General features: G+C 66.8%; 22 protein-coding genes. 4 read left to right on the top strand and 18 right to left on the bottom strand.

All coding sequences use genetic code 11. The features are described from left to right. Positions 1-96: 96 nt before the first annotated feature. Positions 97-1,536 (top strand): DUF6880 family protein, encoded by a 1,440-nt coding sequence (locus ACXAD2_RS13970; protein ID WP_475171204.1) that lies wholly within the window; start codon positions 97-99, stop codon positions 1,534-1,536. 165 nt (positions 1,537-1,701) lie between these two features. Here the strand turns inward: ACXAD2_RS13970 and cydX are convergent, their stop codons facing one another. The 5 genes from cydX to cydD form a co-directional block, all read right to left on the bottom strand. Continuing rightward, positions 1,702-1,830: a cytochrome bd-I oxidase subunit CydX gene (gene cydX / locus ACXAD2_RS13965; RefSeq protein ID WP_164181090.1), complete on the bottom strand. Its 129-nt coding sequence runs from the start codon at positions 1,828-1,830 to the stop codon at positions 1,702-1,704. 16 nt (positions 1,831-1,846) lie between these two features. Then, complete coding sequence (cydB, locus tag ACXAD2_RS13960) at positions 1,847-3,007, bottom strand: cytochrome d ubiquinol oxidase subunit II (protein ID WP_475171198.1); 1,161 nt, start codon at positions 3,005-3,007, stop codon at positions 1,847-1,849. Between the two features lie 5 nt (positions 3,008-3,012). Next, complete coding sequence (locus tag ACXAD2_RS13955; protein ID WP_475171195.1) at positions 3,013-4,626, bottom strand: cytochrome ubiquinol oxidase subunit I; 1,614 nt, start codon at positions 4,624-4,626, stop codon at positions 3,013-3,015. A 175-nt stretch (positions 4,627-4,801) separates the two neighbouring features. Then, complete coding sequence (locus tag ACXAD2_RS13950) at positions 4,802-6,469, bottom strand: amino acid ABC transporter ATP-binding/permease protein (protein ID WP_475171193.1); 1,668 nt, start codon at positions 6,467-6,469, stop codon at positions 4,802-4,804. Continuing rightward, complete coding sequence (gene cydD / locus ACXAD2_RS13945; protein WP_475171188.1) at positions 6,463-8,136, bottom strand: thiol reductant ABC exporter subunit CydD; 1,674 nt, start codon at positions 8,134-8,136, stop codon at positions 6,463-6,465. The genes ACXAD2_RS13950 and cydD overlap by 7 nt, the downstream gene beginning before the upstream one ends. A 187-nt stretch (positions 8,137-8,323) precedes the next feature. Here cydD and ACXAD2_RS13940 point away from each other — a divergent pair, with 187 nt between their 5' ends. Next, positions 8,324-8,884, top strand: a complete 561-nt coding sequence (locus ACXAD2_RS13940; protein ID WP_475171183.1) for a DUF4202 domain-containing protein — start codon at positions 8,324-8,326, stop codon at positions 8,882-8,884. A gap of 95 nt (positions 8,885-8,979) precedes the next feature. Beyond that, positions 8,980-9,675: a cobalamin biosynthesis protein CbiX gene (locus tag ACXAD2_RS13935; protein ID WP_475171180.1), complete on the top strand. Its 696-nt coding sequence runs from the start codon at positions 8,980-8,982 to the stop codon at positions 9,673-9,675. 3 nt (positions 9,676-9,678) lie between these two features. Here ACXAD2_RS13935 and ACXAD2_RS13930 read toward each other — a convergent pair whose 3' ends face one another. The 3 genes from ACXAD2_RS13930 to ACXAD2_RS13920 form a co-directional block, all read right to left on the bottom strand. Further along, on the bottom strand, positions 9,679-10,635 hold the full coding sequence (locus ACXAD2_RS13930) for an acetamidase/formamidase family protein (RefSeq protein ID WP_475171178.1): 957 nt from the start codon (positions 10,633-10,635) through the stop codon (positions 9,679-9,681). A gap of 330 nt (positions 10,636-10,965) precedes the next feature. Continuing rightward, the gene (locus ACXAD2_RS13925; protein WP_475171176.1) at positions 10,966-14,106 is read right to left on the bottom strand and encodes an efflux RND transporter permease subunit; all 3,141 of its coding nucleotides are present in this window, start codon (positions 14,104-14,106) and stop codon (positions 10,966-10,968) included. Positions 14,107-14,128: 22 nt separating this feature from the next. Continuing rightward, complete coding sequence (locus tag ACXAD2_RS13920) at positions 14,129-15,268, bottom strand: efflux RND transporter periplasmic adaptor subunit (protein ID WP_475174874.1); 1,140 nt, start codon at positions 15,266-15,268, stop codon at positions 14,129-14,131. A gap of 165 nt (positions 15,269-15,433) precedes the next feature. Here ACXAD2_RS13920 and ACXAD2_RS13915 point away from each other — a divergent pair, with 165 nt between their 5' ends. Continuing rightward, complete coding sequence (locus tag ACXAD2_RS13915) at positions 15,434-16,102, top strand: TetR/AcrR family transcriptional regulator (protein WP_475171175.1); 669 nt, start codon at positions 15,434-15,436, stop codon at positions 16,100-16,102. 3 nt (positions 16,103-16,105) lie between these two features. On the opposite strand, the gene hutC is transcribed toward ACXAD2_RS13915, so the two are convergent. From hutC to hutI, 10 genes are all read right to left on the bottom strand, one after another. Continuing rightward, complete coding sequence (hutC, locus tag ACXAD2_RS13910; RefSeq protein ID WP_066102208.1) at positions 16,106-16,834, bottom strand: histidine utilization repressor; 729 nt, start codon at positions 16,832-16,834, stop codon at positions 16,106-16,108. A gap of 13 nt (positions 16,835-16,847) precedes the next feature. Next, entirely contained in the window at positions 16,848-17,639 is a 792-nt protein-coding gene (locus ACXAD2_RS13905) for an amino acid ABC transporter ATP-binding protein (RefSeq protein ID WP_066102210.1), read from the bottom strand. Further along, complete coding sequence (locus ACXAD2_RS13900) at positions 17,636-18,304, bottom strand: amino acid ABC transporter permease (RefSeq protein ID WP_066102212.1); 669 nt, start codon at positions 18,302-18,304, stop codon at positions 17,636-17,638. The genes ACXAD2_RS13905 and ACXAD2_RS13900 overlap by 4 nt, the downstream gene beginning before the upstream one ends. Beyond that, positions 18,304-18,948 (bottom strand): amino acid ABC transporter permease, encoded by a 645-nt coding sequence (locus tag ACXAD2_RS13895; RefSeq protein WP_066102215.1) that lies wholly within the window; start codon positions 18,946-18,948, stop codon positions 18,304-18,306. Before ACXAD2_RS13895 ends, ACXAD2_RS13900 begins: the two co-directional genes overlap by 1 nt. Before the next feature lie 152 nt (positions 18,949-19,100). Further along, positions 19,101-19,922, bottom strand: coding sequence for a transporter substrate-binding domain-containing protein (locus tag ACXAD2_RS13890; RefSeq protein ID WP_475171165.1), 822 nt, complete (start codon positions 19,920-19,922; stop codon positions 19,101-19,103). 183 nt (positions 19,923-20,105) lie between these two features. Continuing rightward, positions 20,106-21,476 carry an FAD-binding oxidoreductase gene (locus ACXAD2_RS13885; protein WP_475171160.1) on the bottom strand — a complete coding sequence of 457 codons (1,371 nt, stop codon included), beginning with the start codon at positions 21,474-21,476 and terminating at the stop codon, positions 20,106-20,108. Next, positions 21,473-23,164, bottom strand: a complete 1,692-nt coding sequence (gene hutU / locus ACXAD2_RS13880; RefSeq protein ID WP_475171155.1) for a urocanate hydratase — start codon at positions 23,162-23,164, stop codon at positions 21,473-21,475. Before hutU ends, ACXAD2_RS13885 begins: the two co-directional genes overlap by 4 nt. 24 nt (positions 23,165-23,188) lie before the next feature. Then, positions 23,189-23,989, bottom strand: coding sequence for an N-formylglutamate deformylase (hutG, locus tag ACXAD2_RS13875; protein WP_475171152.1), 801 nt, complete (start codon positions 23,987-23,989; stop codon positions 23,189-23,191). After that, positions 23,986-25,503 carry a histidine ammonia-lyase gene (gene hutH, locus ACXAD2_RS13870; protein ID WP_475171148.1) on the bottom strand — a complete coding sequence of 506 codons (1,518 nt, stop codon included), beginning with the start codon at positions 25,501-25,503 and terminating at the stop codon, positions 23,986-23,988. The genes hutG and hutH overlap by 4 nt, the downstream gene beginning before the upstream one ends. Beyond that, complete coding sequence (hutI, locus tag ACXAD2_RS13865; protein ID WP_475171142.1) at positions 25,500-26,717, bottom strand: imidazolonepropionase; 1,218 nt, start codon at positions 26,715-26,717, stop codon at positions 25,500-25,502. The genes hutH and hutI overlap by 4 nt, the downstream gene beginning before the upstream one ends. Positions 26,718-26,860: the final 143 nt, after the last annotated feature.

The following is a 26,860-nucleotide window of genomic DNA, read 5'->3' as shown; positions in this document are numbered from 1 at the left end:
CCATTGGGCGCCCTTTCCATATCTAGCGCATGCTTGCAAAGCGCGCGGCTGGGCGCATGATCCGGCGCAAGGCAATTGCATACGAGGAGGATCCCGATGGCGGCAGGCAAGGCTCTGAACAAGAAGAACCTCCTTGAGCTGGGTGCCGACGCGCTGGCCGACCTGCTGCTCGAGGCGGTGAAGGGCGACGCGGCACGCCAGAGGCGGGTCCGCATGGCGCTTTCCGCCGATCTGGGCCCCGAGGCGATCACCGCCGACGTGCGCAAGCGCTTCGCCTCGATCCACCGCGGTCGCAGCTTCATCTCCCGCAAGGCGCAGAAGAAGCTGGCGCAGGAACTGGCGGAACTGACGACGCTCATCGAGACCAGCATCGCGCCCGATGCACCGGACGCGGCCTTCGATCTGCTCTGGGCGCAGCTGCAGCTCGCTGCCGGCATCCATGAGCGCACCGACGACAGCTGGGGCACCATTGGCGATGTCATGCGCGAGGCGATGGCGGCGATCAGTGAATTGGCTCCCAAGCTCAGCAAAGACCCCGAAGCGCTGGCCGACAGCGTCTTTGAGGCGATCGCGGACGATGGCTACGGCGCCTTTGACCATGCCGTTCCCGCGCTGGCGGAGGCGCTCGGGGACGCGGGCCTGTCCCGCCTCAAGGCGCTGGCCGAAGCGGCCTGCGAAGCGCCGCTGACCGATGCCGAGCTCGCCCGCTACGATTTCATCTCGGACCGCGATGCCCGCGCCGCGCGCGCGCTTGCCGGGCGCAACCGAACGGCGGAGATGATCCTGCAGGACGTGGCCGATGCCGAGGGCGACGTGGACAGCTGGCTCGCGCAATACAGCCCCGAGCAGCTGGCCTACTCCACCATCGCTCCCTCCGCCGCGACCCGGCTGCTGGCGGCGGGTCGCCCCGAAGACGCGCTGCGGCTGATCGAGGCCGCCCTGCCCGGCGAAAGCGGCGATCCGTGGTTCGACACGCCGGAACTGGACGCAGCGCATTTCGCCTGCCTTGAGGCGCTCGGCCGCAAGGACGACCTGCGCGCCGCGCTCTGGTCCCGCTTCGAGCGGCGGCTCTGCCCCGACGCGCTGCGTCGCCACCTGAAACTCCTGCCCGACTTCGAGGACATCGAGGCCGAGGATGCAGCGCGCCGCATCGTCCTCGCCTACAAACCGGTCGAGAAGGCGCTGGCCTATTGCCTGCAGGCCCCCGACCTGCCGCTGGCGGCTGAATTGATCGAAGCCCGCAGCGAGGAGATCGACGGCGACGCCTATGAGATCCTAACCCCGCTCGCCGAGGCCCTCGCCCCGTCTCACCCGCTCGCCGCCGTGCTGCTGTGGCGCGCGATGATCGACTTCGCGCTGGGTAGGGCCCGCTCCGGGCGTTACGGCCACGCCGCACGGCACCTGATGGACTGTGCTGCCGCGGATGCCGAGATCCTCGACTACGGCAGTCATCTGTCGCACGCGGACTATCTTGAAGCGCTGCGCAAAGCCCATGCGAGAAAATCGGCCTTCTGGGAGCGCGTCGGGGACAGGTAGCGCGGCTAAGCCCATCTCTGCGCCATCCGGGGGCACAAGACAGACGAGACAGGGCGGGTGAAACAGGGCAGCAGCTCCGCTTGCAATCCGCCCGCCTGACGGCCTGAACGCGCATGAAAAAGGGCGGCCCCGCCGGAGCCGCCCTGTCGTATCAGGTCTCGAAGATCAGCGCGCGTCGCCGTTCTCCGCCTCCTCGATCATCCGCGCATCCTCGCGCAGTTCCAGCCACATCGCGTTCAGCACCGCAAAGAGCGCCGCCAGCGGCAGGCCGAGCATCCAGGCAAAATACCACATGGTCTTGTCTCCTTTCTCAATAGGCGCTGTGCGAGCTGGTCACGTCGTCTTCGGTGACTTTGCCCCAGAGCACTTTGTAGACCCATGCCGTGTAGGCGAGGATCAGCGGCAGGAAGATCACCGTCGCGACCAGCATCACAAAGAGCGTTAGATGCGAGGACGAGCTGTCCCAGACCGTCAGCGAGCTGCGCGGGTCTACCGTCGACGGCAGGATGAAGGGGAACATGGTCAGCCCGACGCTGGCGATCACCCCGAAGATGCCAAGCTTCGACCACAGCAGGGTCGAGACCTCCATCCCGTCGCGCAGCCCGCGCACCGCCATGAGAATGCCCGCAAAGCCGAGCAGCGGCGCGACGATGATCCACGGGCGCTCTACATAGGCCATCAGCCAAGAGCCCTCGTGCAGCACATCCTTGAAGAGCGGGTTGGACGGGCCGTCGGTCACGATCTGAGACGTGATGTGGAACCCGTCGATGCCAACGGCCAGCCAGAGGCCAGCCAGCGCGTAGCCTGCCGCGGCGATCAGCCCTGCGACGGTGCCGATGCGCTGCGCGCGGAAGGCAATCATGCCTTGGGTCTTCACCGACAGCCACGCCGCGCCATGCATGATCAGCATGGACAGCGACACCACCCCGCAGAGCAATGCGAAGGGACGCAGGAGCCCGAGGAACTTGCCGTAGAAGGTGCCGTCATACATCGGCATCAGGTCTTCGGTCAGATGGAAGGGCACGCCCAGCAGAATGTTGCCCACCGCCACGCCAAAGAGCAGCGCCGGAGCCGCACCGCCGACAAAGAGCGCCCAGTCCCAGCTGCTCCGCCATTTGGCGCTGTCCCGCTTGGAGCGGTACTTGAAGCCCACGGGGCGCAGGATCAGCGCCGCGAGGATCGCGAACATCGCAAGGTAGAACCCCGAGAAGCTGACCGCATAGAGCGGCGGCCATGCGGCGAAGATCGCGCCGCCGCCGAGGATGAACCAAACTTGGTTGCCCTCCCAGACCGGGCCGATGGTGTTGATCACCACGCGGCGCTCGGTGTCGGTTTTCCCGACGAAGGGCAGCAGCGCGCCGACGCCCATGTCGAACCCGTCGGTGAGGGCAAAGCCGATCAGCAGCACGCCCAGAAGCGCCCACCAGATCAGCCGGAGGATTTCGAAGCTGATAAGCTCATGCAAAATCATGACAATTACTCCGCGGGCATTTCGGCAAAGGGACCCTTGCCGTCATGGGTGCGCAGACGGTGCTCGTGGCGCGCCATCCATTTCTCGGTTTCTTCGACGTCTTCCTGCGGCCCCTTGCGGATGTATTTCAGCATCAGCCCCATCTCGACGATGAAGAGCACGGTGTAGAAGAGCGCAAAGCCCGCCAGCGTGAACAGCAGATCGCCAACGCTCAGGTGGGAGGCCGAGAGCGCGGTGGGCAGGATGCCGTCCACGGTCCACGGCTGACGGCCAAACTCGGCGACGATCCAGCCCATCTCTGCGGCGATCCACGGCATCGGGATCCACGCCACCGCGATCATCAGCGCCCAACGCGGGTAAGCGCCGCGCCGGAAGTTGCTGAGCACGAAGAAGAGGCCGGTCAGCGCGATGAAGGAGAAGCCGAGCGCGACCATGATACGGAACGACCAGAACAGCGGGAAGACGCCGGGCACGGTGTCATCCGCGGCCATCTTTATCTGCGTCTCGGTGGCCTCGCGCGGGTCATCCACATAGCGCTTGAGCAGCATCGCATAGCCCAGATCTGCCGAATGCGCCTCGAAGCTCGCGCGCACGTCCGCCGGGGTGGCGTCGCGCTGCTCGCGGATGGTCATCAGCTCGTCATAGGCAATGATGCCCGACCGGATGCGCGCCTCGGATACATCCACCAACTCGTTGATGCCGGGGATTTCCTGCGTCAGAGAGCGCGTGCCGATCAGCCCCATGACCCACGGGATATGCACCGCGTAATGGGTCTCGCGCGCTTCCTGATCCGGGAAGCCGATCAGGGTGAAGGGCGCGGGCGCGGGTTCGGTCTCCCACATGGCCTCGATCGCGGCGAGTTTCATCTTCTGGGTGTGGCTGGCCGAGTAGCCGAACTCGTCGCCCAGCACGACCACCGACAGCGAAGCGGCAAGGCCAAAGGAGGCGGCGACCGAGATCGACCGGCGCGCCAGTTCCACATGGCGGCCTTTCAGCATGTACCACGCCGAAACGCCCAGCACGAAGATCGACGCGGTGATGTAGCCCGCCGAGACGGTGTGCACAAATTTCGCCTGCGCCACCTCGTTGAAGACCACCTCGAAGAAGTTGGTCATCTCCATGCGCATGGTCTCGGGGTTGAACTCCGCGCCCACCGGATTGACCATCCAGCCGTTGGCGATGAGGATCCACAGCGCCGAAAAGTTCGAGCCGATCGCCACCAGCCATGCCACGATACAGTGCGCCACGCGCGACAGCCGGTCCCAGCCAAAGAAGAAGAGGCCGACGAAAGTGGCCTCGAGGAAGAAGGCCATCAGCCCCTCGACCGCCAGCGGCGCGCCGAAGATGTCGCCCACGTAGTGGCTGTAATAGCTCCAGTTCATGCCGAACTGGAATTCCATGGTGATCCCCGTGGCCACGCCGAGAACAAAGTTGATCCCGAACAGCGTGCCCCAGAATTTCGTCATCTGCCGCCAGATCGGACGCCCTGTCATCACATAGACCGTCTCCATGATCGCCACGAGGATCGACAGACCCAGCGTCAGCGGCACGAAGAGGAAGTGATAGAGCGCCGTCATTGCAAATTGCAGGCGCGACAGCTCGACAACATCGAGCTCCATGTCAGTACTCCTCAGGTTTTGCGGCCGGGCGGCGTGTGATCACGCGTGTGGTCCCCTGCCTCTCGGCCTGCACATTAAAAATCGAGGTGGGCGGATACTCTTGACCAAGCGACACCTTTCCGGTGCCCTGCTACACCCGGCGAACGGGCCAGCGTTTTGATCTGCATCAAGTCCATCATATTTCTGGGATATATCTTTTCAGATCGATGACATGATCAGCAGCTTCCAGCTCTGCGCTGCGATGCGAGGCCGTGATGATCGCCGCCTCCGGCATGAATTTCCTTATGCCTGCAATGACTTGCCGCGCCATCTGCCCATCGAGCCCCTCGGTCGGCTCGTCCAGCAGCAACAGCTTTGGGCGGCGCAAAATCGCGCGCGCCAGCACCAGCCGCCTTGCCTGTCCGCCCGACAAACCGGCCCCGCCCTCACCCAAAGGTGAACGCAAACCGCCCCGCGCGTCGATGGTTTCAGCAAGCTGCACAGCGCCGAGCGCGGCCATCGCCTCTGCCTCGCTCAAACCGGGACGCGCCAGCGCAAGGTTCTCCAGAACCGTGCCCGACACCAACGCCGCGCGTTGCGGCACGAGGGTCATCACCTCGCGCAATTCAGGCTCTGCCCATGTCGCCAGCGGCCGCCCCAGCAGCAGCACATCCCCGGCGGTGACTGGCTCCAGTCCGGCGATCACGTCGAGCAAGGTGGATTTGCCCAAGCCCGAGGCCCCGCGCAGCGCCAGCATCTCGCCGGGACGCAGCGAGAATGAAAGATCATGCAGCAGCAGGCGGCTCCAGCCCGGCCGTGCGAGCGACAGATGCCGTAGGTTGAGCACCACATCCGCGGGCCCTTCTGCGGCGGCGGCACGGGCCGGGGCCGCGCGCTCGGGCGGCTCGGCCAGCACCCGCTCGGCAGCGTCGCGCATCCGGCCGATCTCGGCCATGCCCCGGCGCAGCGGCACGAGCGTCTCGCCGAGCGCCAGCGCCACGAAGACGCCGATCGCCGCCAGCGCCGGATCGAGATCGCTGGCGCTCACCAGCCAGCCGCCCAGCACGAAGGCCAGCGCCACCACCAGCGTCACGAGCGCCGACAGAACCATACCGGCCCCGGTGTCGATGGCATCGAGCCGGTCCATCGCGCCCCGGGCCTCGGTCTCTGCCGCGTCGAGCCCCGCCCGCCAGCGCGGCAGCGCGCCCTGCAGGATCGCCTCGCGCCGTCCCCGGAACAGGCCGATGGCGCGGCGGCGCAGGTCCTGCGAGGCGGTCTCGGCCCGCGCCGACAGACCCAGCGTCGCGCGCCCGACCCGCCAGAGCACCACGCCGCCGCCCAGCAGATAGCCCGCCGCCACCGAGATCGCGACCGCATGCGAGGTCAGCGCCCAGAGGCCGAGAAACACCGCCGCATGGGTGACCAGCGCCGCCGCCACAGGCAACGCCAACCGCAGCACCACGCCGTCGAGCGCGTCCACGTCTGCGGTGATCCGGGTCAGCGCGGAAGCCCCGCGCAGCCGCCGCAGGTCGGCCACCGGGAACCGTTCGAGCCGCTGCAGCAGCGTCACCCGCAGCGAGGCCAGCGCGCGCAGCGTGGCGTCATGGGTCAGGAGCCGCTCGCCGTAGCGCGCCGCCGCACGGCCCAATGCCAGCCCACGCACCCCGGCGCTGGGGCGGAAGACGTCAAAGGCGATGCCGATACCGGCAATCCCCGCCAGCCCGGTGGCGGTGATGAACCAACCGGACAGCCCGAGCAGCGCCGCGCCCATCAGCAGCACCAGCACCGCCAGCAGCGCGCCGCGCCACATGGCAAAGGGATGCGCGCGCCACAGCAGGCGCAGAACCTTCCAGAGCTTCAGCATGCGCCCGCCTCCAGATCAATGCGCTGCGCCATCGCCTCGGCCAGCACCGGGTCGTGCGTCGCGACGATCACCGTGCGGCCCTCAGTGGCCAGATCGCGCAGCACCTCAATGATCGCCGCCCCCGTCGCCGCGTCGAGATCGGCAGTGGGCTCGTCCGCAAGGATCACATCGGCGCCGCGGATCAACGCCCGCGCCAGCAGCAACCGCCGCGCCTCGCCGCCCGAAACCCCGGCACCGCTCTCGCCAAGCACCGTCTCAAGCCCGTCCGGCAGCGCCTCGACGATCCGCTCGGCCCTTGCCCGTCGCAGCGCCTCCGGCGGCACATCGCCCTCCGGCGCGCCGCTGAGAAAACCGCGCAGCGTGGTGTCGGGGATATGCACCTGCTGCGGCACATAGGCGAGCCGCGCGCGCCACGCGTCGGCGCGCTCGCTGCTCAGGAGTTGGCCAGCAACCCGCACCTCGCCGGCGCTCGGCACCAGCAGCCCGGCGATAAGGTCGAGCGCGGTGGATTTGCCCACCCCGCTTGGCCCGCAAAGCGCCAGCGAGGCCCCCGGACCGACCGCAATATCAGGCAGCGCGATCTCCTGCGCCCCGCGCTGCACGCGCACGCCTTGCAGCGCCACCGAGGCCGGGCCGGCAAGCGGCGCGGCGCTGCCCCCCTGCCCGAGCACGGCAACGCCGGGCGCGGCCTCGACCCGCGCCAGTTCCTCCGCCACCGCCTCGGCGGCGGCTTTGTCATGCCACGCCGCAGCCAGATCGCGCAGCGGCTGAAAGAAATCGGGGGCAAGCAGCAGCAGAAACAGCCCCTGAAACAGCGTCAGCTGTGGCCCGAACAGCCCCCATGTGCCGATGGTGATCTCACCGAGCAGCGAGAAGCCGACGTAGACCGCCACCATCGCCACCCCCAGCGCCGAAAAGAGCTCGAGCACCGTCGACGACAAGAAGGCCACGCGCAGCACCGCCATGGTCCGCTCGCGCAGCCCGTCGGCGCGGGCCTCGAACTCGGCGCGCGAGGCTTCGGCGGCGTTGAGCAACAGCAGATCGGGCAAGGCCGAGATGCGGTCGATCAGCAAAGTGTTCATCGCGCCCACCTCGACCATCTGCTTTTCGCTGGCGTCCTTGGCCGCCATCCCCACCAGCGCCATGAACAGCGGGATCAGCGGCCCGGCGACCAGCAGCACCAGCCCCGCCGCCCAAGAGATCGGCAGGATCACCGCCAGATACAGCAGCGGCAGCAGCCGCGCCCGCGCCATTGCGGGCCGGTAGCGGGTGATCCAAGGGCCCAGCACCGCCAGCTTCTCGGTCAGCAGCGCCGCCAGCGCAGCCGACGACGCGCCGCCGCTGCGCAGTGCCTCGCGATCCAAAAGTGCCTGCCGCCGCGCATGGATGGTCTCGTCGGCGGCGGCATAGGCCAGCCGCGCCGCACGCCGCTCGATCCCCGCGCGGAGCACCCCAAAGAGCGCAAAGGCCAGAGCCGCCCAAAGCGTGCGCGACAGCGGGGCTGCTTCGGCCCAGCCGGCAATGCCCCAAGACAGCGCCGCCGCCTGCGGCAGCCAGAGCGCCGCCGCAAAGGCCGAAAGCCGCGCCGCGCTGCGCAGGCGTCGCTGCGCCTCAGGCTCAAGCAGGTCTTCGGCCCAGGTCCGGTCGGTGTCGGGGGATTTTGCCATGCCGGCTCCGCATCGAAATTCGCGTCGGCTCAATGAGATACATGCAGCGCATAGGTTTCAACCGCATTTGGCCCTGCGCGTCACTCTGCCGCCGCCCACTAGGTGCGAAGCGTTGCGCCCGTGGCACGGCCATGCGACTTTGACCGCGCGCACCCCGCGCATCGCAGATTTTCGAAGGAGCCCGATCATGAGCGCACTGCAAGACGTCCTCGACGAGATCGACGCCGCGAACGCCAAGGATCCGACCCAAGAAGGCGGGCGCCCGGCGGCGCAGATCTATGGCGAACGGATGAGCTCGGAACTGGCGCGGCTGTTTCCCGATGCGTCGGAAGTGCTGCAGATCGCGGCGCGCGGCCAGCATGTGGAGCGTTGGCTTCTGCCCCGCGACAGCTATCCGATGGACCGCCCCGGCTATTTCGCCTGGCGCAAGGAGCAGGGCCGCCGCCACGGCGCGCGGCTGGCGGGCATGATGTCCAAGGCGGGCTACCCGAGCGCCGAACAAGAGCGCATCGGCGTGCTGCTGCGCAAGGAAGGCATCAAGCGTGACGCCGAGGTGCAGGCGCTGGAGGACGTGATCTGTTTCACCTTCCTGAAGTGGTATTTCTCGCCCTTCGCCGAGGGCCGCGACGCCGATGGTCTGCAGCGCATCGTCGAGAAGACCGCGCTGAAGATGTCGCCCGAAGGCCGCGCCCGGGTGCTGGAGGAGTTCGACCTGCCCGAGCCTTTCGCAAGCGCCTTCCGCGACTAGGGGCCAAGCTCCTTCGAAGGAGCTTGCAAGAGTTTTCCAAAACTCTTGCGGCCCTATGTTCGAAGCCATCCGCAGCAGTGAAAAGACCGAGCCACATGACACGAACCGCGCTGATCGTCGCCCATGGCAGCCCCTCCGACCCCGACCCGCAGGAGGCGGCGCTGACCGAGCTTGCCGCCCGCGTCGCCGCCCGCCTGCCCGGCTGGCGCATCGGCGGGGCGACGCTGGCCAAGGAAGGCGCCTTCGACGCGGCTGTGGCCGATCTCGGCGCGCCGTGGATCTACCCCTATTTCATGGCGCGCGGCTATTTCACCAAGAAGGTTCTGGCCGAGCGCGCCGCGCCTTTGGGCCTGCGGGTGCTCGAGCCGTTCGGCACCGAAGCCAGTCTTGTTACAAGCGCCGCGCAGGCGCTGCGCCGCACGCTCTCCGAGAAAGGCTGGGAGGCCGCGCAGACCACGCTTCTGGTCGCCGCTCATGGCAGCGCAGTCTCGCGCACCAGCGCCGAGAGCGCCCGAGATTTCGCCGCCGCGCTCAACGGCGCGCTCGGCTTTGCCGAGGCCCGCGCGGGCTATGTGGAAGAGCCGCCCTTCCTGCGCGATCAGGCCGAGGGGCTGGGACAGGCGATCTGCCTGCCGCAGTTCGCGCTCAACGCCGGGCATATGCTCGAAGACGTGCCCGAGGCGCTGAGCGAGGCGGGCTTTGAGGGTCCGGTGCTGCCCGCCTTCATCGACTGGCCCGAAACGCCCGAGCTCATTGCCCGCAGCCTCGAGCAGCAGGCGGCGCTCGCCTGAGCTTCAGCCGGTCTGCAGCAGCGCCTTGCGCAGCCGACCGTGCACGCCCTTTTCCTGATTCACCGACTGGGTGATGGCGAAATCCGCCGCCAGAGAGCACAGCTGATAGGCCTCGGTCTCGCTGATCTCCACGCGCTCGCGGATCATCGCGATCATCTGGCGCAGCGCGATCTGCAGCGCCGTGTCGAGACTGGCGTGGAAGCCCATCGAAATGAGCTCGGTCGGGGTCTCGGCCCGCGGCAGGTCGATGCGCTCGCCGGCGCCCTTGAGTAGATCGAAGCGGAATGTGCCGGTCAGAGAAGTTTCCAGCGCGGTGATGCAGACCTCGCCATCGCCCTGACAGCCGTGACCATCGCCGCAGGAAAAGAGCGCCCCCTCGGTGTGGATAGGCAGATAGAGCGTGGTGCCCTCGGTCAGCAATTTGAGGTCCATATTGCCCCCGTGCAGGCGCGGCTGGATCGAGGTCAGCTCGCCCCACTCACGCGGCGGCGCCACGCCCATGACCCCAAAGAACGGCGCAAGCGGCAGGGTCGCGCCCCACGGCAGCTTGCCCGTGCGCGCCTCGCGGTCGATGGGGATGAGCGTGACGGTGGATGACGAGACCGGAAATTCTCCCGGCAGCGTTCCCGACGCCGGGCGCACGGCGTTGAACCCCCAGTCGGCGCCCAGTTCGATGCGCTCGATCTCTACCTTCAGCACGTCGCCGGGCATGGCACCCTCGATGGCCACCGGCCCGGTCAGCAGATGCGCCTGCCCCTTGATGTCGGCAGCGAGGATGTCGCGATGCGCCGGCGCCACGGTCAGTCCCGAGCCCTCCGCGGGCAGCACCTCTTGGCGGCCCGAAAAGGTCTCGATGGTCACCCGGTCGCCCGGCGCCACATGCATCACCGGCGGCAGGTCGGACCAGAAGCGGCCCCAGTGGACGGTCTGCGGGGTGGCGGCAAGCGTGTGATCGGTCATGGAGACGGGCCTTATATTTGAGACGGGTGCAGCTTTGCGGGGCAAAGGCGGAAGGTAAAGTGCCCATCTGCACACGCGCACCCTCTGCACGGAAACAAGGCGAAGCCGCCGGGCGAGCGCTGGCCCGTCCCGGCGGGCTGGCGCTTTGTCTTCGGTGAAAACCGTTCGGGGGTCGTTCGGATTTGGCAGACATAAAATGCAGACCACCAAGAGTGCTGCGCCATCCCACGGGCCAGCGCGCGCCCGGCTCCCGTTGCGAGGCCTTTTCCCTCCGAAATGCAAAAGAGCGGACCCGAAGGCCCGCTCTCTTTGTCTCGCAGGATGCTGCGCTCAGCTTGCCATTTCGGCGCGCTTCGCGGCCAGTTCGCGCTCTTTCTTGCGACCGAAGACCTTCATCACCACGACGAAGAACAGCGGCACGAAGAGCACGCCCAGCACGGTGCCGGTGATGGTCCCGCCAAGCACCGCCGAGCCCACCGCCTGACGCCCGCCAGCGCCCGCGCCGGTGGACAGCACCAGCGGCACCACGCCAAGGCTGAAGGCCAGCGAGGTCATGATGATCGGACGGAAGCGCTGCCGCGCCGCCTCTTTCACCGCAACCAACAATGGCTCGCCATGCTCTTCGTAGCGTTCGCGGGCGAACTCCACGATCAGAATGGCGTTTTTGCCGGTGAGGCCGATCACGGTCAGCAGGCCGACCTGGAAGAACACGCCGTTTTCGAAGCCGAACCAATAAGCCGCGCCCATGGTGCCGAGCACGCCGATCGGCATTGCCAGCATCACCGAGAACGGAATGGTCCAGCTCTCGTAAAGCGCCGCGAGGCAAAGGAAGATCGCGGCCAGCGACAACCCATAGAGCAGCGGGGCCGAGCCGCCGGAGTCGCGCTCTTCCAGCGACAGACCGGTCCAGGCGATCTGGTAGCCCGGCGGCAGCTGGCTGGCGAGACGCTCGATCTCGGCCATCGCCTCACCGGTGGTCACACCGGGCGCGGGCGAGCCCTGAATCTGCATCGCCGGCACACCGTTGTAGCGGTTGAGACCCTGCGGGCCATAGGTCCAGTCTTCGGTGGTGAAGTTGGCGAAGGGCACCAGATCACCGTTCGAGTTGCGCACCCGCCACTTCTCGAGGTCCGAGGGGGTGGCGCGGCTGTCGGCTTCGCCCTGCACGTAGACGCGCTTGATCCGCCCGTTGTCGTTGAAGTCGTTCACATACTGACCTGCCCACGCGATCGACAGCGTGTTGCCGACATTGGTCGGGGTCACGCCCATCGCACCGGCGGCACGCCAGTCGATGTCGAGATTGAACTGCGCCGCGTCTTCCAGACCCGAAGGACGGGCCGAGGCGATCAGATCGCTCTGCGCCGCCATGCCCAGCATCTGGTTGCGCGCGTTGAGGAGCTGTTCGTGGGTCTGACCACCCTGCGCCTGCAGGTAGAAGTCGAAGCCCGAGACGTTGCCCAGTTCGATCACCGCCGGCGGCACGATCGGGAAGACCATGGCGTCGCGGATGCCCATGAACGCCGGGAAGGCGCGGCCCGCCACCGCCTGCACGCTCTGCGCGGGCGAGGGCCGGTCTTCCCAGTCCTTCATCCGCACAAAGGCCAGACCCATGTTCTGCCCCTGCCCCGCGAAGGAGAAGCCGACCACACCAAAGACCGAGTTGACCGCTTCCGCCTCATTCTCGAGGAAATGGCTTTGCACCTGTTCCACCACGTCGAGCGTACGCTCGGCAGTGGCACCGGTCGGGCCTTGGATCAGGGTCATCAGGATGCCTTGGTCTTCGTCGGGCAGGAAGCCGGTCGGCGTGCTGTTGAACAGGAACACCATGCCGTAGCCAAGCGCGCCATAGACCACCAGCATCCGCAGCGGACGCTTGATGATATGCCCGACGGTGCCAGCGTAGCCGCCGGTCAGCTTGTCAAAGCCCTTGTTGAACCATCCCAGAGGACCGCGCGCGGTCCCATGGCCGTGCTTGGGCTTGAGGATGGTGGCGCAGAGCGCCGGGGTCAGCGTCAGCGCGACCAGCACCGAAAGGCCCATGGCCGAAACGATGGTGATAGAGAACTGCCGATAGATGATCCCGGTGGAGCCGCCGAAGAAGGCCATCGGCACGAACACCGCCGACAGCACCAGCGCGATACCGACGAGCGCGCCGGTGATCTGGCCCATCGACTTGCGGGTCGCCTCGCGCGGGCCAAGGCCCTCTTCTTCCATGATCCGCTCGACGTTCTCCACCACCACGATGGCGTCGTCGACGAGCAGGCCGATGGCCAGCACCATGGCCAGCATGGTCAGCGTGTTGATGGTGAAGCCCGCCATGGCGAGGATCGCGAACGTGCCGAGGATAACCACGGGCACCGCCAGCGTCGGAATGATCGTGGCGCGGATGTTCTGCAGGAACAGCAGCATCACGAAGAACACCAGCACGATGGCTTCCATCAGCGTCTTCTGCACCTCGTGGATCGAGATCTCGATGAACGGGGTGGTGTCATAGGGAATGACGTAGCTGACGCCCTCGGGGAAGAACTCGGAATATTCCTCGATCCGCTGTTTCACCCGCTCTGCCGTATCAAGCGCGTTGGCGCCCGACGCAAGCTGCAGCGCCATGCCCGAGGAGGGCTTGCCGTTATAGCGCGCGATGGTCGAGTAGTTCTCGGCACCGATTTCCACCCGCGCCACATCCTGCAGCAGCACGAGGCCGCCGTCGGTTTCCGAGCGCAGCACGATGTTGCGGAAATCCTCGGGGGTGCGCAGCAGCGACTGCGCGGTGATCGTGGCGTTGAGTTGCTGACCCTCGGGCGCGGGCAGCGTGCCGAACGCCCCCGCCGAGATCTGCGCGTTCTGCGCCGAGACGGCACTCACCACATCCGAGGGGGTCATCTCGAAGGCCGAGAGTTTCGACGGGTCGAGCCAGATGCGCATCGCATATTGCGCACCAAACACCTGCGCCCCGCCGACACCCTCGATGCGGCTGAATTCATCCACGAGGTTGGAGTTCAGATAGTCCGACAGGTCGGACTGATCCATCTTGCCGTCGTTGGAGATGAGGCCAATCACCATCATGAAGGACGACGAGGCCTTCTCGACGGTCACGCCCTGCCGCTGCACCGTCTCGGGCAGCAGCGCGGTGGCCTGTGATAGTTTGTTCTGCACCTGCACCTGCGCCACGTCCGGATCGGTGCCCGACTCGAAGGTCAGGGTGATCGAGGCCGTGCCCGCCGAAGTCGACGAGGAGGTCATGTAGCGCATGCCGTCGAGGCCGGTCATCTGCTGCTCGACGATCTGCGTCACCGTATTGGCGACAGTCTCGGCCGAGGCACCCGGGTATTGCGCGCTGATGCGCACCGACGGCGGCGCGATCTCGGGATATTGCGCGATGGGAAGGTTGAGGATCGAGAGCACCCCGATCCCCATGATCAGGATCGAAATGACCCATGCAAAGACCGGACGGTCAATGAAGAAACGTGCCATCAGAAGGCTCCTTGTCCGGGGGTCACTCGGTCGCCGCGCCGGGGTCGGCGGCGGCGGTTTCGGTCGCGTCGCGCTCCTCGGGGGTCACGGTCTGGCCGGGGGCGATCTTTTGCAGGCCCGCGACGATCACGCGATCTCCGGCGTCGAGCCCCTCGGTCACCACCCATGTGTTCTCGAGATCACGCTGGATGGTGATCTGGCGGCTTTCCACTTGGTTGTCGGCGTTCACCACCATGGCGACCGGGCGACCGCGGCGGTCGCGGGTCACGCCTTCCTGCGGCACCAGAACGGCATCGCTGACGCTGCCCTGCGGCAGTTCGACCTGCACATACATGCCGGGCAGCAGGAAGTGATCGGGGTTGGGGAATTCCAGACGCAGCACGACAACGCCGGTCTGCTCGTTCACATGCGGCTCGGCGGCGGCCAGACGGCCGGTGTGCTCATAGACCTCGCCATCGGCAAGGCGCAGGCTGACCCGTGCCTCGCTCTCTTCGGCGGCGGCCTGCCCCGAGCGGCGCCAGCGCAGCATCTCGGCAGCCGATTGCGTCACGTCCACATTCACCGTGTCGAGCGCGCGGATGGTGGTCAGCGCGGTCGACTGACCAGCGGTGACCAGCGCGCCCTGCGTGGCGTCCGACAGGCCCACGACACCGGTCAGGGGCGCGCGGATCGTGGTGCGCTCGAGGTCGATGTTGGACGACAGAAGCTGCGCCTCGGCGACCTTCACCGCCGCCTCGGCAACGTCGCGCGCCGCCAACGCATCATCCAGCGTCTGCTGGCTGGTGACCGAGCGGTCGCGCAGTTCCTGCTGACGCTTGAGCTCGCGCTCGGCAGAGGCCGCCGAAGCCTGAGCCTGCGCGAGGCTGGCTTCTGCGGATGCTTTGGCCGCCTCGTAGGTCGCCGGGTCGATGCGGTAGAGCGGGTCGCCGCGGCTGACGTCCGTGCCTTCGTCAAACAGGCGCTCGACGATGATGCCGCCCACCTGCGGACGCACTTCGGCCTCGCCCGAGGCCTGCACACGGCCCGGCAGTTTCGTGGTCAGCGTCACGTCCTGCGCCTCGAGGGTCACCACCGTGACCGGCTGCGGCGGGGCTTCGCCTTGCTGCTGCGCGGAAACGGCAGGCGCGAAGAAAACAGCGCCAAGCAGGGCAAGACGCCGCATCAGGCTGGAAGCGGGGCGGTTCGACATGGAAGGGCTCCGGAAACAAAAGAAGGCGCGTCTTGCGCGCAGGTCCTGAATCGCGATAAGGAAACGCATCCGTTTTGTAAAGCACCCAGATGTGCCAGTGATACGATTTAGAATGCCTGATGTGACCCAAGGACACCAATGACCGATTCGAGCACTCCCGCCGACGACGAGTCCGCACCGCGCCGCCGTGGCCGCCCGGTTCAGATGGACCAGAAAACCCGCGAGGAACTGGTGCTGTCGACGGCGACCCAGATGATCGCCGAGCATGGGCTGGAAGACGTCTCGGTCGCCGCGATCGCGCGGCAGGTGCATATGTCGAAACGGACGATCTACACGATGTTCGACAGTCGCGAAGAACTTCTGGGGGCCTGTTTCGCGCGCATCGGGGCGCGGCTGTTCCGCAGCCGTGACAGCGAAAACGCCGGTGCGCCGCTGGAAGAGCGCCTGCGCCATCTGCTCACGCTGAACGAAGAGCCCAGCCTCAACGCCGCCCCGCTGGAACTGCTGCGCGCGGTGATCACCTCGGCCCCCACCTACCCCAAACTGGCGTGCAGCATTCTTGAGAGTGGCGCGCTGACGCTGCGCCGCCATATCGCGCGCGAACTGGCCGATGCCACCGAAGCGGGCGAACTGGCGCTAAAGCCCGAATGCTATGAGCCGGCGGCGGAGATGTTGATGGACATGGCTTTCGGCAATGGTCTGCACAAGCTGCTCGACCCCGCGCGCTATTGCTCGACCCCCGAGGTGCGCGCCGCGCGCCGTGACCGCGCCATTGCCTTGTTCCTCGACGGGGCCCGACCGCGCTGAGCCTCAGGGCAGCGAAGGCGTGAAGCGGGCGCTTAGGCGGTTGGCGGCACCGGGATAGGTCAGCCGCACCTCGGTCACGGTCTCGCCCTGCCGCCAAGTCCGGCGCTCCATCACCAGACAGGGGCTGCCGGTCGACAAATCCAGCAGTTCCGCCACCCGCGCCGATGCGCCGACCGCGGCGATCGTGTGCTCGGCCTCGCTCCACGGGATGTGGCGAAGCAGCCAGACACCGGGCGCCAGATCGGTGAAGCTCTCGGCCTCGGCATCCGGCGCCACTTCGAGATTGATCACCCGGTCCTCAAGGCAGAACGGTGCCTCGTCGGCGTAGTGCAGACAGGTCAGCGCCAGCACCTGCGTGCCCGGCTCGACCCCAAGCTCGTCGGCCTCGGTCGCCTTCGCCGCGCGCAGCACCCGCGCCACCACCTCGTGGCGGTAGGCAGCCCCCTGCGCGGTGACCTCGTCCTTGATGTCCTTGATCTCCAGAACCGCGTTCTGGCTCTGCTGCGGCATGACGATCGAGCCGGTCTTGCGCCGCCGCAACACCAGCCCGGCGTTGGCGAGCTGGGTCATGACCTTGTTCACGGTCATCCGCGAACAGCCGTACTCCAGCCGCAACTCCTGCTCGGTGGGCACGCGGTGGCCCGGGGGCCACGCGCCGGAGAGGATCTTGCCCTCCAGATCGCTGCGAATGCGCTCGTGCAGCGATTGTCGGGAAGCGCCCTCCTTGATCATTCGCGCCCCTCCCTCAGACCAGCGTCGAGGCGCCGCGGTCGAGATAGGTGTCGAGGAACTGCTCAAGACGCGGGTGGCGCGGCTTGGCGAACGCTTTCGACGGCGCATCGGTGAACAGCAGCTTGCCCTGATCGAGGAAGCTGATCTGGTTGCCCACGGTGGCGGCAAAGCCGATTTCATGGGTCACCACGACCATGGTCATCCCCTCGGCGGCAAGGCTGCGCATCACGTTCAGGACTTCGCCGGTCAGCTCGGGGTCGAGCGCCGAGGTGGGCTCGTCGAACAGCATGATCTTCGGCTCCAGCGCCAGCGAGCGGGCGATGGCCACGCGCTGCTGCTGGCCGCCGGAAAGCTGGCTGGGGTAGTGCCCGGCGCGGTTCTCCAGCCCCACCTTGCGCAGTTGCACCATGGCCTTCTCTTCGGCCTCGGCCTTGCTCATCTTGCGCACCCGGCGCAGCGCGGCGGACACGTTGCCGAGCGCGGTCATATGCGGCCAGAGGTTGAACTGCTGGAACACCATGCCGATCTGCGAGCGCACCTTGCGCAGCTCGTTGGCGCTCTGACGCTGGCGCTTGCCCGCGCCGTCGTAGACGAAGCCGAGCGGGCTGCCTTCGATGAAGATCGAGCCGTCGGTGGCCTCTTCAAGGAACGCCATGCAGCGCAGCAGCGTCGACTTGCCCGAGCCCGAGGGACCGATCAGGCAGGACACCTGCCCGCGCGGGATTTCCAGCGAGATGTCGTCGAGCACGGTCGTCGTGCCGAAGCGTTTCACCAGATGCTGAACGGAGATCGCGTTGTCGCTCATGCCTTGGCCAGCCTGTATCTTGAGAGTTTCTTTTCCGCGAGCCGCCCGAGCAGGCCCGCCAGTTCGACCAGCACCCAGTAGACGAGCGCGATCAGTACCATTGCCTCGACGAAGGCATATTCCTGCGAGCCGATGGCACTGGCGGTCATCGTCATTTCGGGGACCGTGATGAGCGACAGCAGCGCCGTCTCCTTCAGCAGGATGATCGCCATGTTCACCGACGGCGGGATCACCAGCAGCGCCATCTCGGGCAGCAGGATGTTGCGGATCACCTGCATCCGCGTGAAGCCAAGGCATTCCGCCGCCTCCACATGGCCCGGCGGCACCGACTGGTAACCGGCGCGGAAGATCTCCGCGAAATAGGCCGAGCCGTAGATGCTCAGCGCGATCAGACCCGCGGGCAGCGCGTCGAGCGACAGGCCGATGTAGGGGCCGCCGAAATAGAGCAGGAAGAGCTGCACGAGAAAGGGCGTGCCGCGGATCACTTCGATCGGCACGGTCAGCGCCTTGTCGATCAGCGTGCCACCGTAGCGCCGCGCCGTGGCGATGATGAAGCCCAGCAGTGCACCGGCCAGCGTGCCGACGACCCAGACGAAGACCGTCATCGCAATGCCAGAGATCAGCGCGTCCTGTTTCGACAGGATGACGTTGAAATCAAAACCCATCACTTGCCTCCCACGCCCGGAAGGCGACGTTCGAGCTGGCGGCCGGCGGTGGCGACCACGAGGTTGATGACGAGGTAGATGAGCCCGGCGCTGGCGTAAATCTCAAGCGGCATGAAGGTCGATGCCACGAGGTTCTGCGCCATGCGGGTCAGCTCGATCAGCCCGACCACCGAGACCAGCGACGACGCCTTGAGGATCAAGATCGCCTCGTTGATCAGTGCGGGCAGGGTCAGCCGCAGCGCGATCGGCACGCGGATGTGCCAGAAGGTCTGGCTCTTGGTGAAGCCCGCCATGTCGGCGCTTTCGACCAGACCGGTGGGCACGCCTTCGAAACCGCCGCGCAGGTTCTCGGCCTGATAGGCGGCGGTACAGATCGACAGGCCGATCACCGCGGTCACCATCGAGGGTATCTGAACCCCGATCACCGGCAGCAGGTTATAAAGCAGCAGCAGCTGCACCAGCAGCGGCGTGCCGCGGAAGAAGGAAATGAAGAATTTCGCGAACCATTGCAGCGGGCGGATGCCCGAGAGGTTCGCTGCCGACAGCAGGATCGCCAGCGCAAGGCCAATCGCGATCGACAGCGCACTGACCCAGATGGTCATCAGCGAGGCTTCGAGCAGCAGGTTGAAGAGTTTCCAGCTCATTGTCCGGGAAGGGCCTCGGGCTTGGCGTCAGGTGCGGGTGAAGAAAACCGGCTGAAAAAGACCGGCTGAAAAAGACCGGCGGTGGTCGGATGACCCTCCGCCGGTCAGGCCGAAAGGGCCGGCCCGCGTAGCACGGACCGGCAGGGAAAGCCTTAGATGTTGGGCTCGGTCACCGCGTCGGGCGTTTCGAAGGTCTGGCCGAACCACTTCTGCTGCATCTCGGCGAGGCGGCCGTCGGCCTTCATCTTCAGCAGAGCTGCGTCGATGGCGTCCATCAGCGAAGCGTGGTCGTCGTCCTTCAGGCCCGGGAAACCGAAGTAGGTCTTGGTGCCGAAGGGCGCGACCACTTCAAAGACCTCGGGACGCTGCTGCGCCACGAAGGCGATGTTCGGCAGCGAGTTGGCGACGCCAGCGATACGGCCAGCGGCGAGGTCGGCATAGGCCTCGTTGAATGAGACGTAGTCCTTGGTTTCCGGTGCCGGGTCGAGCGTCGCGCCGAACTCTTCAAGCTGGGCGAGCTGCGCGGTGGCGTGGCCCGAACCGATGGTCTTGCCAGCGATGTCCTCGGGCTTGGTGATCGAATCATCCTTGGCCGATTTCAGCAGGGCGACGGTGGCCTCGGCGATCGGCGGAGTGAAGCGGTAGCGCTCCATACGTGCCTTGGTGATGGTTGCGGGGCCTGCGACCACGTCGAACTGACCCGCTTCGAGACCCGGCAGAACGCCAGCCCAGTCGAGGGTGATCCATTCGATCTCGACGCCCAGTTCTTCACCGATTGCGGCGAAAACGTCCATGTTGAGGCCCACGTGATCGCCCGCGTCGATGTAATCGAAGGGGGCGAAGGCGGTCTCGGTGCCGACCTTCATGACGCCAGCTTCCTTGATGCGAGCCAGCGCGTCCTGCGCTTGGGCCGCGACGGCCCCACCCATCAGAAGCGCGGCACCCGCCAGTGCGGAGATGACTTTGTTGCGCATATCCAGTAGTCTCCCTGTTGTCGGTCCCGGCCAGTTTGGGGGCTGGGTTCCGATTTTGACTAGACAAAAGGGACCACGCTGAGCCCCTGTGTCAATCCCTGCCGTTGGCCCTTCTCACGCGGGTTTGTGACAGGCAAGAGCAAGCGCCCAAAAATCAGGCACCTGCCCTTTGGTTACCGGCCCTCAAAGATCGAAGATCTTGCCCGGGTTCATCAGATTGGCCGGATCCACCGCGCGCTTGAGCGTTTTCATCAACGCCAGCGCCGCACCGTGTTCGGCCTCCATATAGCTCTTCTTGCCCAGCCCGACGCCATGTTCGCCGGTGGCGGTGCCACCCAGTTCGATGGCGCGCGCGACCAATTGGCCGTGCACCTTCTGCACCCGCGCCTTCTCTTCCGCGCTCTCGGGATCGAACAGCATCACGAGGTGGAAATTGCCGTCACCTACATGGCCATGCATCGGCGCGACAATCCCCTCGGCCTCCAGCACCGCCTCGATCTCTGTCAGGATGCGCGGCAGTTCGGAAACCGGCACGCAGACATCCGTCGACAGCGAACTGCAGCCGGGCCGCAGTCCACGCGCGGCGTAAAGCGCCGAATGCCGCAGCGCCCAGGCCTTGGCGTATTGCTCGGGCGTGTCCACCGGATGCACCTCGGCGCCATTCTCACCGGCCAGCGCATCAAAGGTGTCGCGATCGGCCTCCACTTGGCCTTGCGATCCGGCAAGATCGACCAGCAGCGTCGGCTGCTCGGGCAGCGAGACCTTGTTGTAGGCGTTGATCGCCTTGACCTGCAGCGTGTCCATCAACTCGATCCGGTTCAGGCACAGGCCGAACTGCAGCGCCTCGACCACGGTCTGCGTCGCCGCCTCGATCGAGGCGAAACTGTAGAGCCCGGCTTTCGACGCCTCGGGGATGCCGGTCAGGCGCAGGGTCAGCTCGGTAATGATCCCCAGCGTGCCCTCTGAGCCGATGAAGAGATGCGTCAGGTCATAGCCCGAAGAGGATTTCCGCGCCCGCCCGCCGGTGCGGACGATCTGCCCGTCGGGCAGCACCACGGTCAGCCCCATCACCAGATCCGCCATAGTGCCATGGCGCACGGTCATCGTTCCCGACGCGCGGGTCGAGGCCATGCCGCCAAGCGTGGCATGGGCACCGATGTCGATGGGCAGAAAGAGCCCCGTCGCCCGAAGGTCTTCGTTCAGACGCTGCCGGGTGAGGCCCGCCTGCACGCTGCAATCCATGTCCTCGGGGCTGACGCGCAGCACCTTGTCCATCGACGACAGGTCGATGCAGAGCCCGCCTTGCGTAGCGTTCACCTGCCCCTCGATGCAACTGCCCGCGCCGAAGGGCACGATGGGGCAGCCATGGGCGGCGCAGATCTTGACCGCCTGCGCCACCTCTTCCGTGCTCTGCGCCATGAACACCGCGTCGGGCAAGGCCGCCGGATGCCAGCTGTCCCCTGCGCCATGCTGCGCGCGGACCGCCTCGCTGCGTTCGATCCGGCCCGGAAAGGCTGCGTCTAGTTCGGCGAAGGCGGTCTCGTGCTGTGTCACCCCAGGATCCCCGGCAGGTTGAGTTGATGCTCGCGGGCGCAGTCGAGAGCGATGTCATAGCCCGCATCCGCATGTCGCATAACGCCTGTCGCAGGGTCATTCCAGAGCACCCGCGCCAGACGCTTGTCCGCCGCCTCGGTGCCGTCGCAGCAGATCACCATGCCGGAGTGCTGCGAGAAGCCCATGCCGACGCCGCCGCCGTGGTGCAGCGACACCCATGTCGCGCCCGAGGCGGTGTTGAGCAACGCGTTGAGCAGCGGCCAGTCGGACACCGCGTCCGAGCCGTCCTTCATCGCCTCGGTCTCGCGGTTCGGCGAAGCCACCGAGCCGCTGTCGAGGTGGTCGCGGCCAATGACGATCGGCGCTTTCAGCTCGCCGTTGCGGACCATCTCGTTGAACGCGAGGCCCAGCTTGTGGCGCAGCCCGAGGCCGACCCAGCAGATGCGTGCCGGCAGGCCCTGGAACGCGATGCGCTCGCGCGCCATGTCGAGCCAGTTGTGCAGATGCGGATCGTCGATCAGCTCTTTCACCTTCTGGTCGGTCTTGTAGATGTCCTCGGGATCGCCCGAGAGCGCCGCCCAGCGAAACGGGCCGACGCCGCGACAGAACAGCGGGCGAATATAGGCAGGAACGAAACCGGGGAAGGCAAAGGCGTTCTCCAGCCCCTCTTCCAGCGCCATCTGGCGGATGTTGTTGCCGTAATCCAGCGTCGGCACACCGGCGTTCCAGAAATCCACCATCGCGGCGACATGGTCGCGCATCGAGGCTTTGGCGGCCTTGGCGACGCCCTTGGGGTCGCTCTCCTGCTTCTGGCGCCATTCGGCAACGCTCCAGCCCTTGGGCAGGTAGCCGTGCACCGGGTCATGCGCCGAGGTCTGGTCGGTCACGATGTCCGGGCGGCCATTGGGCATCGGCTCGCCCGCCTGCATGCGGCGCACCAGTTCGGGGAAGACATCGGCGGCGTTGGCGATCAGTGCGACCGACTTGGCCTCGCCCGCCTTGGTCCAGCGATCGATCATCGCGAGCGCCTCGTCCAGCGAGTGGGTCTTCTCGTCGCAATAGCGGGTGCGGATGCGGAAGTCGGCGCGGGTCTCGTCGCATTCCACCGCAAGGCAGCAGGCCCCGGCCATCACCGCCGCCAGCGGCTGCGCGCCGCCCATGCCGCCAAGGCCGCCGGTCAGGATCCACTTGCCCTTGAGGTTGCCGTCATAGTGCTGGCGGCCCGCTTCGACGAAGGTCTCATAGGTGCCCTGCACGATGCCCTGCGCGCCGATGTAGATCCACGAGCCCGCGGTCATCTGGCCGTACATCGCCAGACCCTTCTTATCGAGCTCGTTGAAGTGATCCCAGTTGGCCCAATGCGGCACGAGGTTGGAGTTGGCGATCAGCACGCGCGGCGCGTCGGGATGGGTGCGGAACACGCCCACGGGCTTGCCCGATTGCACCAGCAGCGTCTCGTCCTCTTCGAGCTTCTGCAGCGACGCGACGATCTGGTCGAAGTCGTCCCAAGTGCGGGCGGCGCGGCCAATGCCGCCATAGACCACCAGCTCGTGCGGGTTCTCGGCCACATCGGGGTGCAGGTTGTTCATCAGCATGCGCATCGGCGCTTCGGTCAGCCAGCTTTTCGCGGTGATCTCGGTGCCGGTGGCGGGATAGACGTCGCGCTGGTTGTGACGGGGGTTGGTCATGTCAGTGTCCTCTAATCGGCCGGATTACTTGGCAAGCGAAGGCGCCAGCGCCTCGATCCGGTGCAGCAGGTCGGAAAGCGGGGCGCGCAGCCGCGCCGCCTTGGTCTCGTCATAGGCATAGGGGGCCACCTCGCTCTCGAGATGGGTGTCCTGCGCCAGTTCCATCTGGATGGCGTGGAACCCCTCTTCGGGGCGGCCGTAGTTGCGCGTCGTCCAGCCGCCCTTGAAGCGGCCATTGAGCGTGGAGGTGTAGCCCTCGGCAGCGGCACAGACCTCGGCCACCGCCGCCTCGATGGCGGGAGCGCAGGTGGTGCCCCCGGCGGTGCCGATGTTGAAATCGGGCAGTTTGCCGTCGAACAGGAACGGGATGTGCGAGCGGATCGAGTGGCAATCGTAGAGGATCGCCACGCCATGCTTCGCCCGCACCCGCTCCATCTCGGCCATCAGCGCCGCATGATAGGGCGCGTGAAAAGCGTCGCGGCGGGCGGCAATCTCGGCCTCGTCCGGCTCTTCGAGCCAGATCGGCGTGCCGTCGAAATCGGTCAGCGGCACAAGGCCCGTGGTGTTCTGGCCGGGATAGAGGCTGGCGCCATCCGGCGGGCGGTTGGCGTCGATCACATAGCGGTGGAAGGTGGCCCGCACCATGGTCGCACCGGGCAGCAGTCCTTCGTAAAGCGTGTGGATGTGCCAGTCAGTGTCGCTCAGTTCCTGCCCGCGCGGGGTGAGCTTGCGAAAGATCTCGTCGGGCAGATAGGTGCCGGTGTGCGGCAGCCCCAGAACGATGGGACTGTCGCCCCGCGTGACGGTGACGGGCTCGTTTCTCACAGCGCTTCCTCCAGCTCCGCAGCCGCCAGCAACGCGCCCGAGCGCACCAGTGCGGCCCCTTCTTCGAGGTCGGGCGCGAGGTAGCGGTCATTCTCCAGCGGCGCGACGCGCGTGCGAATCTTCGCGACCACCCGCGCCAGCCGGTGCGAGGTCTTCAGCGGCGCGCGGAAATCCACGCCCTGCGCAGCGCAAAGCGCCTCGACCCCAAGGATCACCGACAGGTTGCGGTTCATCAGACCAAGGCGGCGCGCGCCATGGGCGGCCATCGACACATGGTCTTCTTGGTTGGCCGAGGTCGGCGTGCTGTCGGTCGAGCAGGGATTGGCGAGGTGCTTGTTCTCGGACATCAGCGCGGCGGTTGTCACCTCGGCGATCATATAGCCCGAGTTCAGCCCCGGCGCGGGCGTCAGGAAGGGCGGCAGATCGTGGTTCATCGCCGGGTCCACCATCAGCGCCACGCGGCGCTGCGCGATGGCCCCGATCTCCGACAGCGCCAGCGCGATCTGGTCGGCGGCAAAGGCCACCGGCTCGGCGTGGAAATTGCCGCCCGAGACGATGTTGCCCGGCCCCAGCACCAGCGGGTTGTCGGTGACCGCGTTGGCCTCGATTTCCAGCGTCGTCGCGGCGTAGCGCAGCAGGTCAATCGCCGCGCCCGCCACCTGCGGCTGACAGCGGATGCAATAGGGATCCTGCACGCGGGTATCCCCCTCGCGGTGGCTCTCGCGGATCTCCGAGCCCTCCATCAGCTCGCGGATGCCCGCGGCAACCTCGATCTGCCCGCGGTGGCCGCGCAGCGTGTGGATCTCGGCGCGGGTGGGCGCGGTAGAGCCCATGATCGCGTCGGTGGTGAGGCTGGCGGTGACGATCGAGGTCTGCGCATTGCGCCAGCCCTCGAACAGCCCGACCAGCGCCAGCGCGGTGGAAAACTGCGTGCCGTTGATCAGCGCGAGGCCCTCTTTCGGCCCCAGCACCACTGGCTCCAGCCCGGCCTTCACCAGCGCTTCGGCGCCGTGATGCACCTCACCCTCGAACTCCGCCTGCCCTGCCCCAAGCAGCACGGCGGTCATATGCGCCAGCGGCGCCAGATCGCCCGACGCGCCGACCGAGCCCTGACAGGGCACCACCGGGGTCACGCCCTTTTCGAGCATTGCCTCCAGCAGATCGACCGTCTGCACCTGCACGCCCGACGCGCCGCGCCCGAGGCTCAGCAGCTTGAGCGCCATCATCAGGCGCGTGGTGGCGCGGGGCAGCGGCTCACCGACGCCACAGCAATGCGACAGGATCAGGTTGCGCTGCAGCGTTGCCGTATCCTCGGGCGCGATCTTGATCGAGGCGAGCTTGCCGAAGCCGGTGTTGACGCCATAGATCGCCTCCGACCCGGCGGCGGCATCGGCGACGACCTTGGCCGAAGCGGCGATGGCCGGGCGCGCCGCGTCATCGAGACGGGCGGGCGCGTCGGTCCGCCAGAGCTGTTCAAGCTGCGCCAGCGTGGCGGCGCCGGGGGTGAGGATCATGCGTGGCCTCCAGGATTTCGGGCAAAGATTCGGGCGTGAAGCGGGTTGAACCCGATGCGATAGGACAGCTCTGCCGGGCTGTCGGTGTTCCAGATACAAAGATCGGCGCGCTGACCGGCGGCAATGCGGCCCCGGTCGGTCAGGCCAAGCGCCTTGGCCGCGTTCACCGTCACCCCGCGCAGCGCCTCTTCCGGCGTCATACGGAACAACGTGCAGCCCATGTTCATGGTCAGCAGCAGCGAGGTCAGCGGCGAGGTGCCGGGGTTGGCGTCGGTCGACAGCGCCATGGGCACGTTTTGCTTGCGGAAAGCCGCTACGGGCGGCGCCTGCGTCTCGTGGATGGCGTAGAAAGCGCCGGGCAGCAGCACGGCGACCATCCCCGCCTCTGCCATCGCCGCGGCGTCGGCCTCGGTGGCGTATTCCACATGATCGGCCGAAAGCGCGCCGTATTTGGCCGCAAGCTGGATACCGCCCTGATGTGACAGCTGCTCGGCGTGCAGCTTGACCGGCAGACCGAGCTTCTGCGCCTCGGCAAAGACCGGCTCCATCTCGGCGGCGGAAAAGGCAATGCCCTCGCAAAAACCGTCGACCGCATCCACCAGACCCTCGGCATGAGCGGCGCGCAGGGTGGGCAGGCAGATCTGCGCGATATACTCGGCCTTGGTCCCTTGCCACTCGGGCGGCAGCGCGTGGGCACCAAGGAAGGTGGTCACCACATGCACCGGACGCAGCTCGGCCAGCTTGCGCGCGACGCGCAGCAGGCGCAGCTCGGTGTCGCGGTCGAGGCCGTAGCCCGATTTGATCTCCACCGTGGTCACACCTTCGGCCAGCAGCGCGTCGAGCCGCGGCAGGGATTGCGCGATCAGCGCGCCCTCGTCCGCCGCGCGGGTGTGGCGCACGGTCGAGGCGATGCCGCCTCCGGCGCGGGCGATCTCCTCGTAGCTGGCGCCTTCAAGCCGCATCTCGAACTCGCGGGCGCGCGAGCCGCCGTAGACGAGGTGGGTGTGGCAGTCGGTGAGCGCGGGCGTCACGAGGCGCCCTTCGAGGTCGGTCACCTGCCAAGCCGCATAGACCTCGGGCAGGTCGGCCATAGGCCCGACCCAAGCGATGGTCTCGCCGTCGATGGCCACAGCGCCGCCTTCGAGCAGCCCATAGCCCTTCTCCCCTTCCAGCGTCACCAGAGTCCCGCCGCGCAGCACCTGTTGCTTTGTCATCTCGATTCTCCCGGTCGTTGCGCCTTTATGTCTATACAATAAATCACCTGTCAATCGAGCCGTTGGGAAAAGCAGGGCGCATGCACCAAGGTGCTCAACAAGCAAGCACCGCGCGAGACGGGCGGACAGGCGCCTCGCTCAAC

The sequence above is a fragment of the Salipiger sp. ABN3_019 genome, from assembly GCF_056158605.1.
The sequence above is the reverse complement of the archived record's forward strand: the minus strand, read 5'-3'. Positions and strand labels throughout refer to the sequence as shown.

Bases quoted from the DNA above. Each gene is read 5' to 3' on its own strand.
- ACXAD2_RS13970 (WP_475171204.1), top strand. From the start codon at position 97: ATGGCGGCAGGCAAGGCTCTGAACAAGAAGAACCTCCTTGAGCTGGGT.
- cydX (WP_164181090.1), bottom strand. From the start codon at position 1,830: ATGTGGTATTTTGCCTGGATGCTCGGCCTGCCGCTGGCGGCGCTCTTT.
- cydB (WP_475171198.1), bottom strand. From the start codon at position 3,007: ATGATTTTGCATGAGCTTATCAGCTTCGAAATCCTCCGGCTGATCTGG.
- ACXAD2_RS13955 (WP_475171195.1), bottom strand. From the start codon at position 4,626: ATGGAGCTCGATGTTGTCGAGCTGTCGCGCCTGCAATTTGCAATGACG.
- ACXAD2_RS13950 (WP_475171193.1), bottom strand. From the start codon at position 6,469: ATGCTGAAGCTCTGGAAGGTTCTGCGCCTGCTGTGGCGCGCGCATCCC.
- cydD (WP_475171188.1), bottom strand. From the start codon at position 8,136: ATGGCAAAATCCCCCGACACCGACCGGACCTGGGCCGAAGACCTGCTT.
- ACXAD2_RS13940 (WP_475171183.1), top strand. From the start codon at position 8,324: ATGAGCGCACTGCAAGACGTCCTCGACGAGATCGACGCCGCGAACGCC.
- ACXAD2_RS13935 (WP_475171180.1), top strand. From the start codon at position 8,980: ATGACACGAACCGCGCTGATCGTCGCCCATGGCAGCCCCTCCGACCCC.
- ACXAD2_RS13930 (WP_475171178.1), bottom strand. From the start codon at position 10,635: ATGACCGATCACACGCTTGCCGCCACCCCGCAGACCGTCCACTGGGGC.
- ACXAD2_RS13925 (WP_475171176.1), bottom strand. From the start codon at position 14,106: ATGGCACGTTTCTTCATTGACCGTCCGGTCTTTGCATGGGTCATTTCG.
- ACXAD2_RS13920 (WP_475174874.1), bottom strand. From the start codon at position 15,268: ATGCGGCGTCTTGCCCTGCTTGGCGCTGTTTTCTTCGCGCCTGCCGTT.
- ACXAD2_RS13915 (WP_475171175.1), top strand. From the start codon at position 15,434: ATGACCGATTCGAGCACTCCCGCCGACGACGAGTCCGCACCGCGCCGC.
- hutC (WP_066102208.1), bottom strand. From the start codon at position 16,834: ATGATCAAGGAGGGCGCTTCCCGACAATCGCTGCACGAGCGCATTCGC.
- ACXAD2_RS13905 (WP_066102210.1), bottom strand. From the start codon at position 17,639: ATGAGCGACAACGCGATCTCCGTTCAGCATCTGGTGAAACGCTTCGGC.
- ACXAD2_RS13900 (WP_066102212.1), bottom strand. From the start codon at position 18,304: ATGGGTTTTGATTTCAACGTCATCCTGTCGAAACAGGACGCGCTGATC.
- ACXAD2_RS13895 (WP_066102215.1), bottom strand. From the start codon at position 18,948: ATGAGCTGGAAACTCTTCAACCTGCTGCTCGAAGCCTCGCTGATGACC.
- ACXAD2_RS13890 (WP_475171165.1), bottom strand. From the start codon at position 19,922: ATGCGCAACAAAGTCATCTCCGCACTGGCGGGTGCCGCGCTTCTGATG.
- hutU (WP_475171155.1), bottom strand. From the start codon at position 23,164: ATGACCAACCCCCGTCACAACCAGCGCGACGTCTATCCCGCCACCGGC.
- hutH (WP_475171148.1), bottom strand. From the start codon at position 25,503: ATGATCCTCACCCCCGGCGCCGCCACGCTGGCGCAGCTTGAACAGCTC.
- hutI (WP_475171142.1), bottom strand. From the start codon at position 26,717: ATGACAAAGCAACAGGTGCTGCGCGGCGGGACTCTGGTGACGCTGGAA.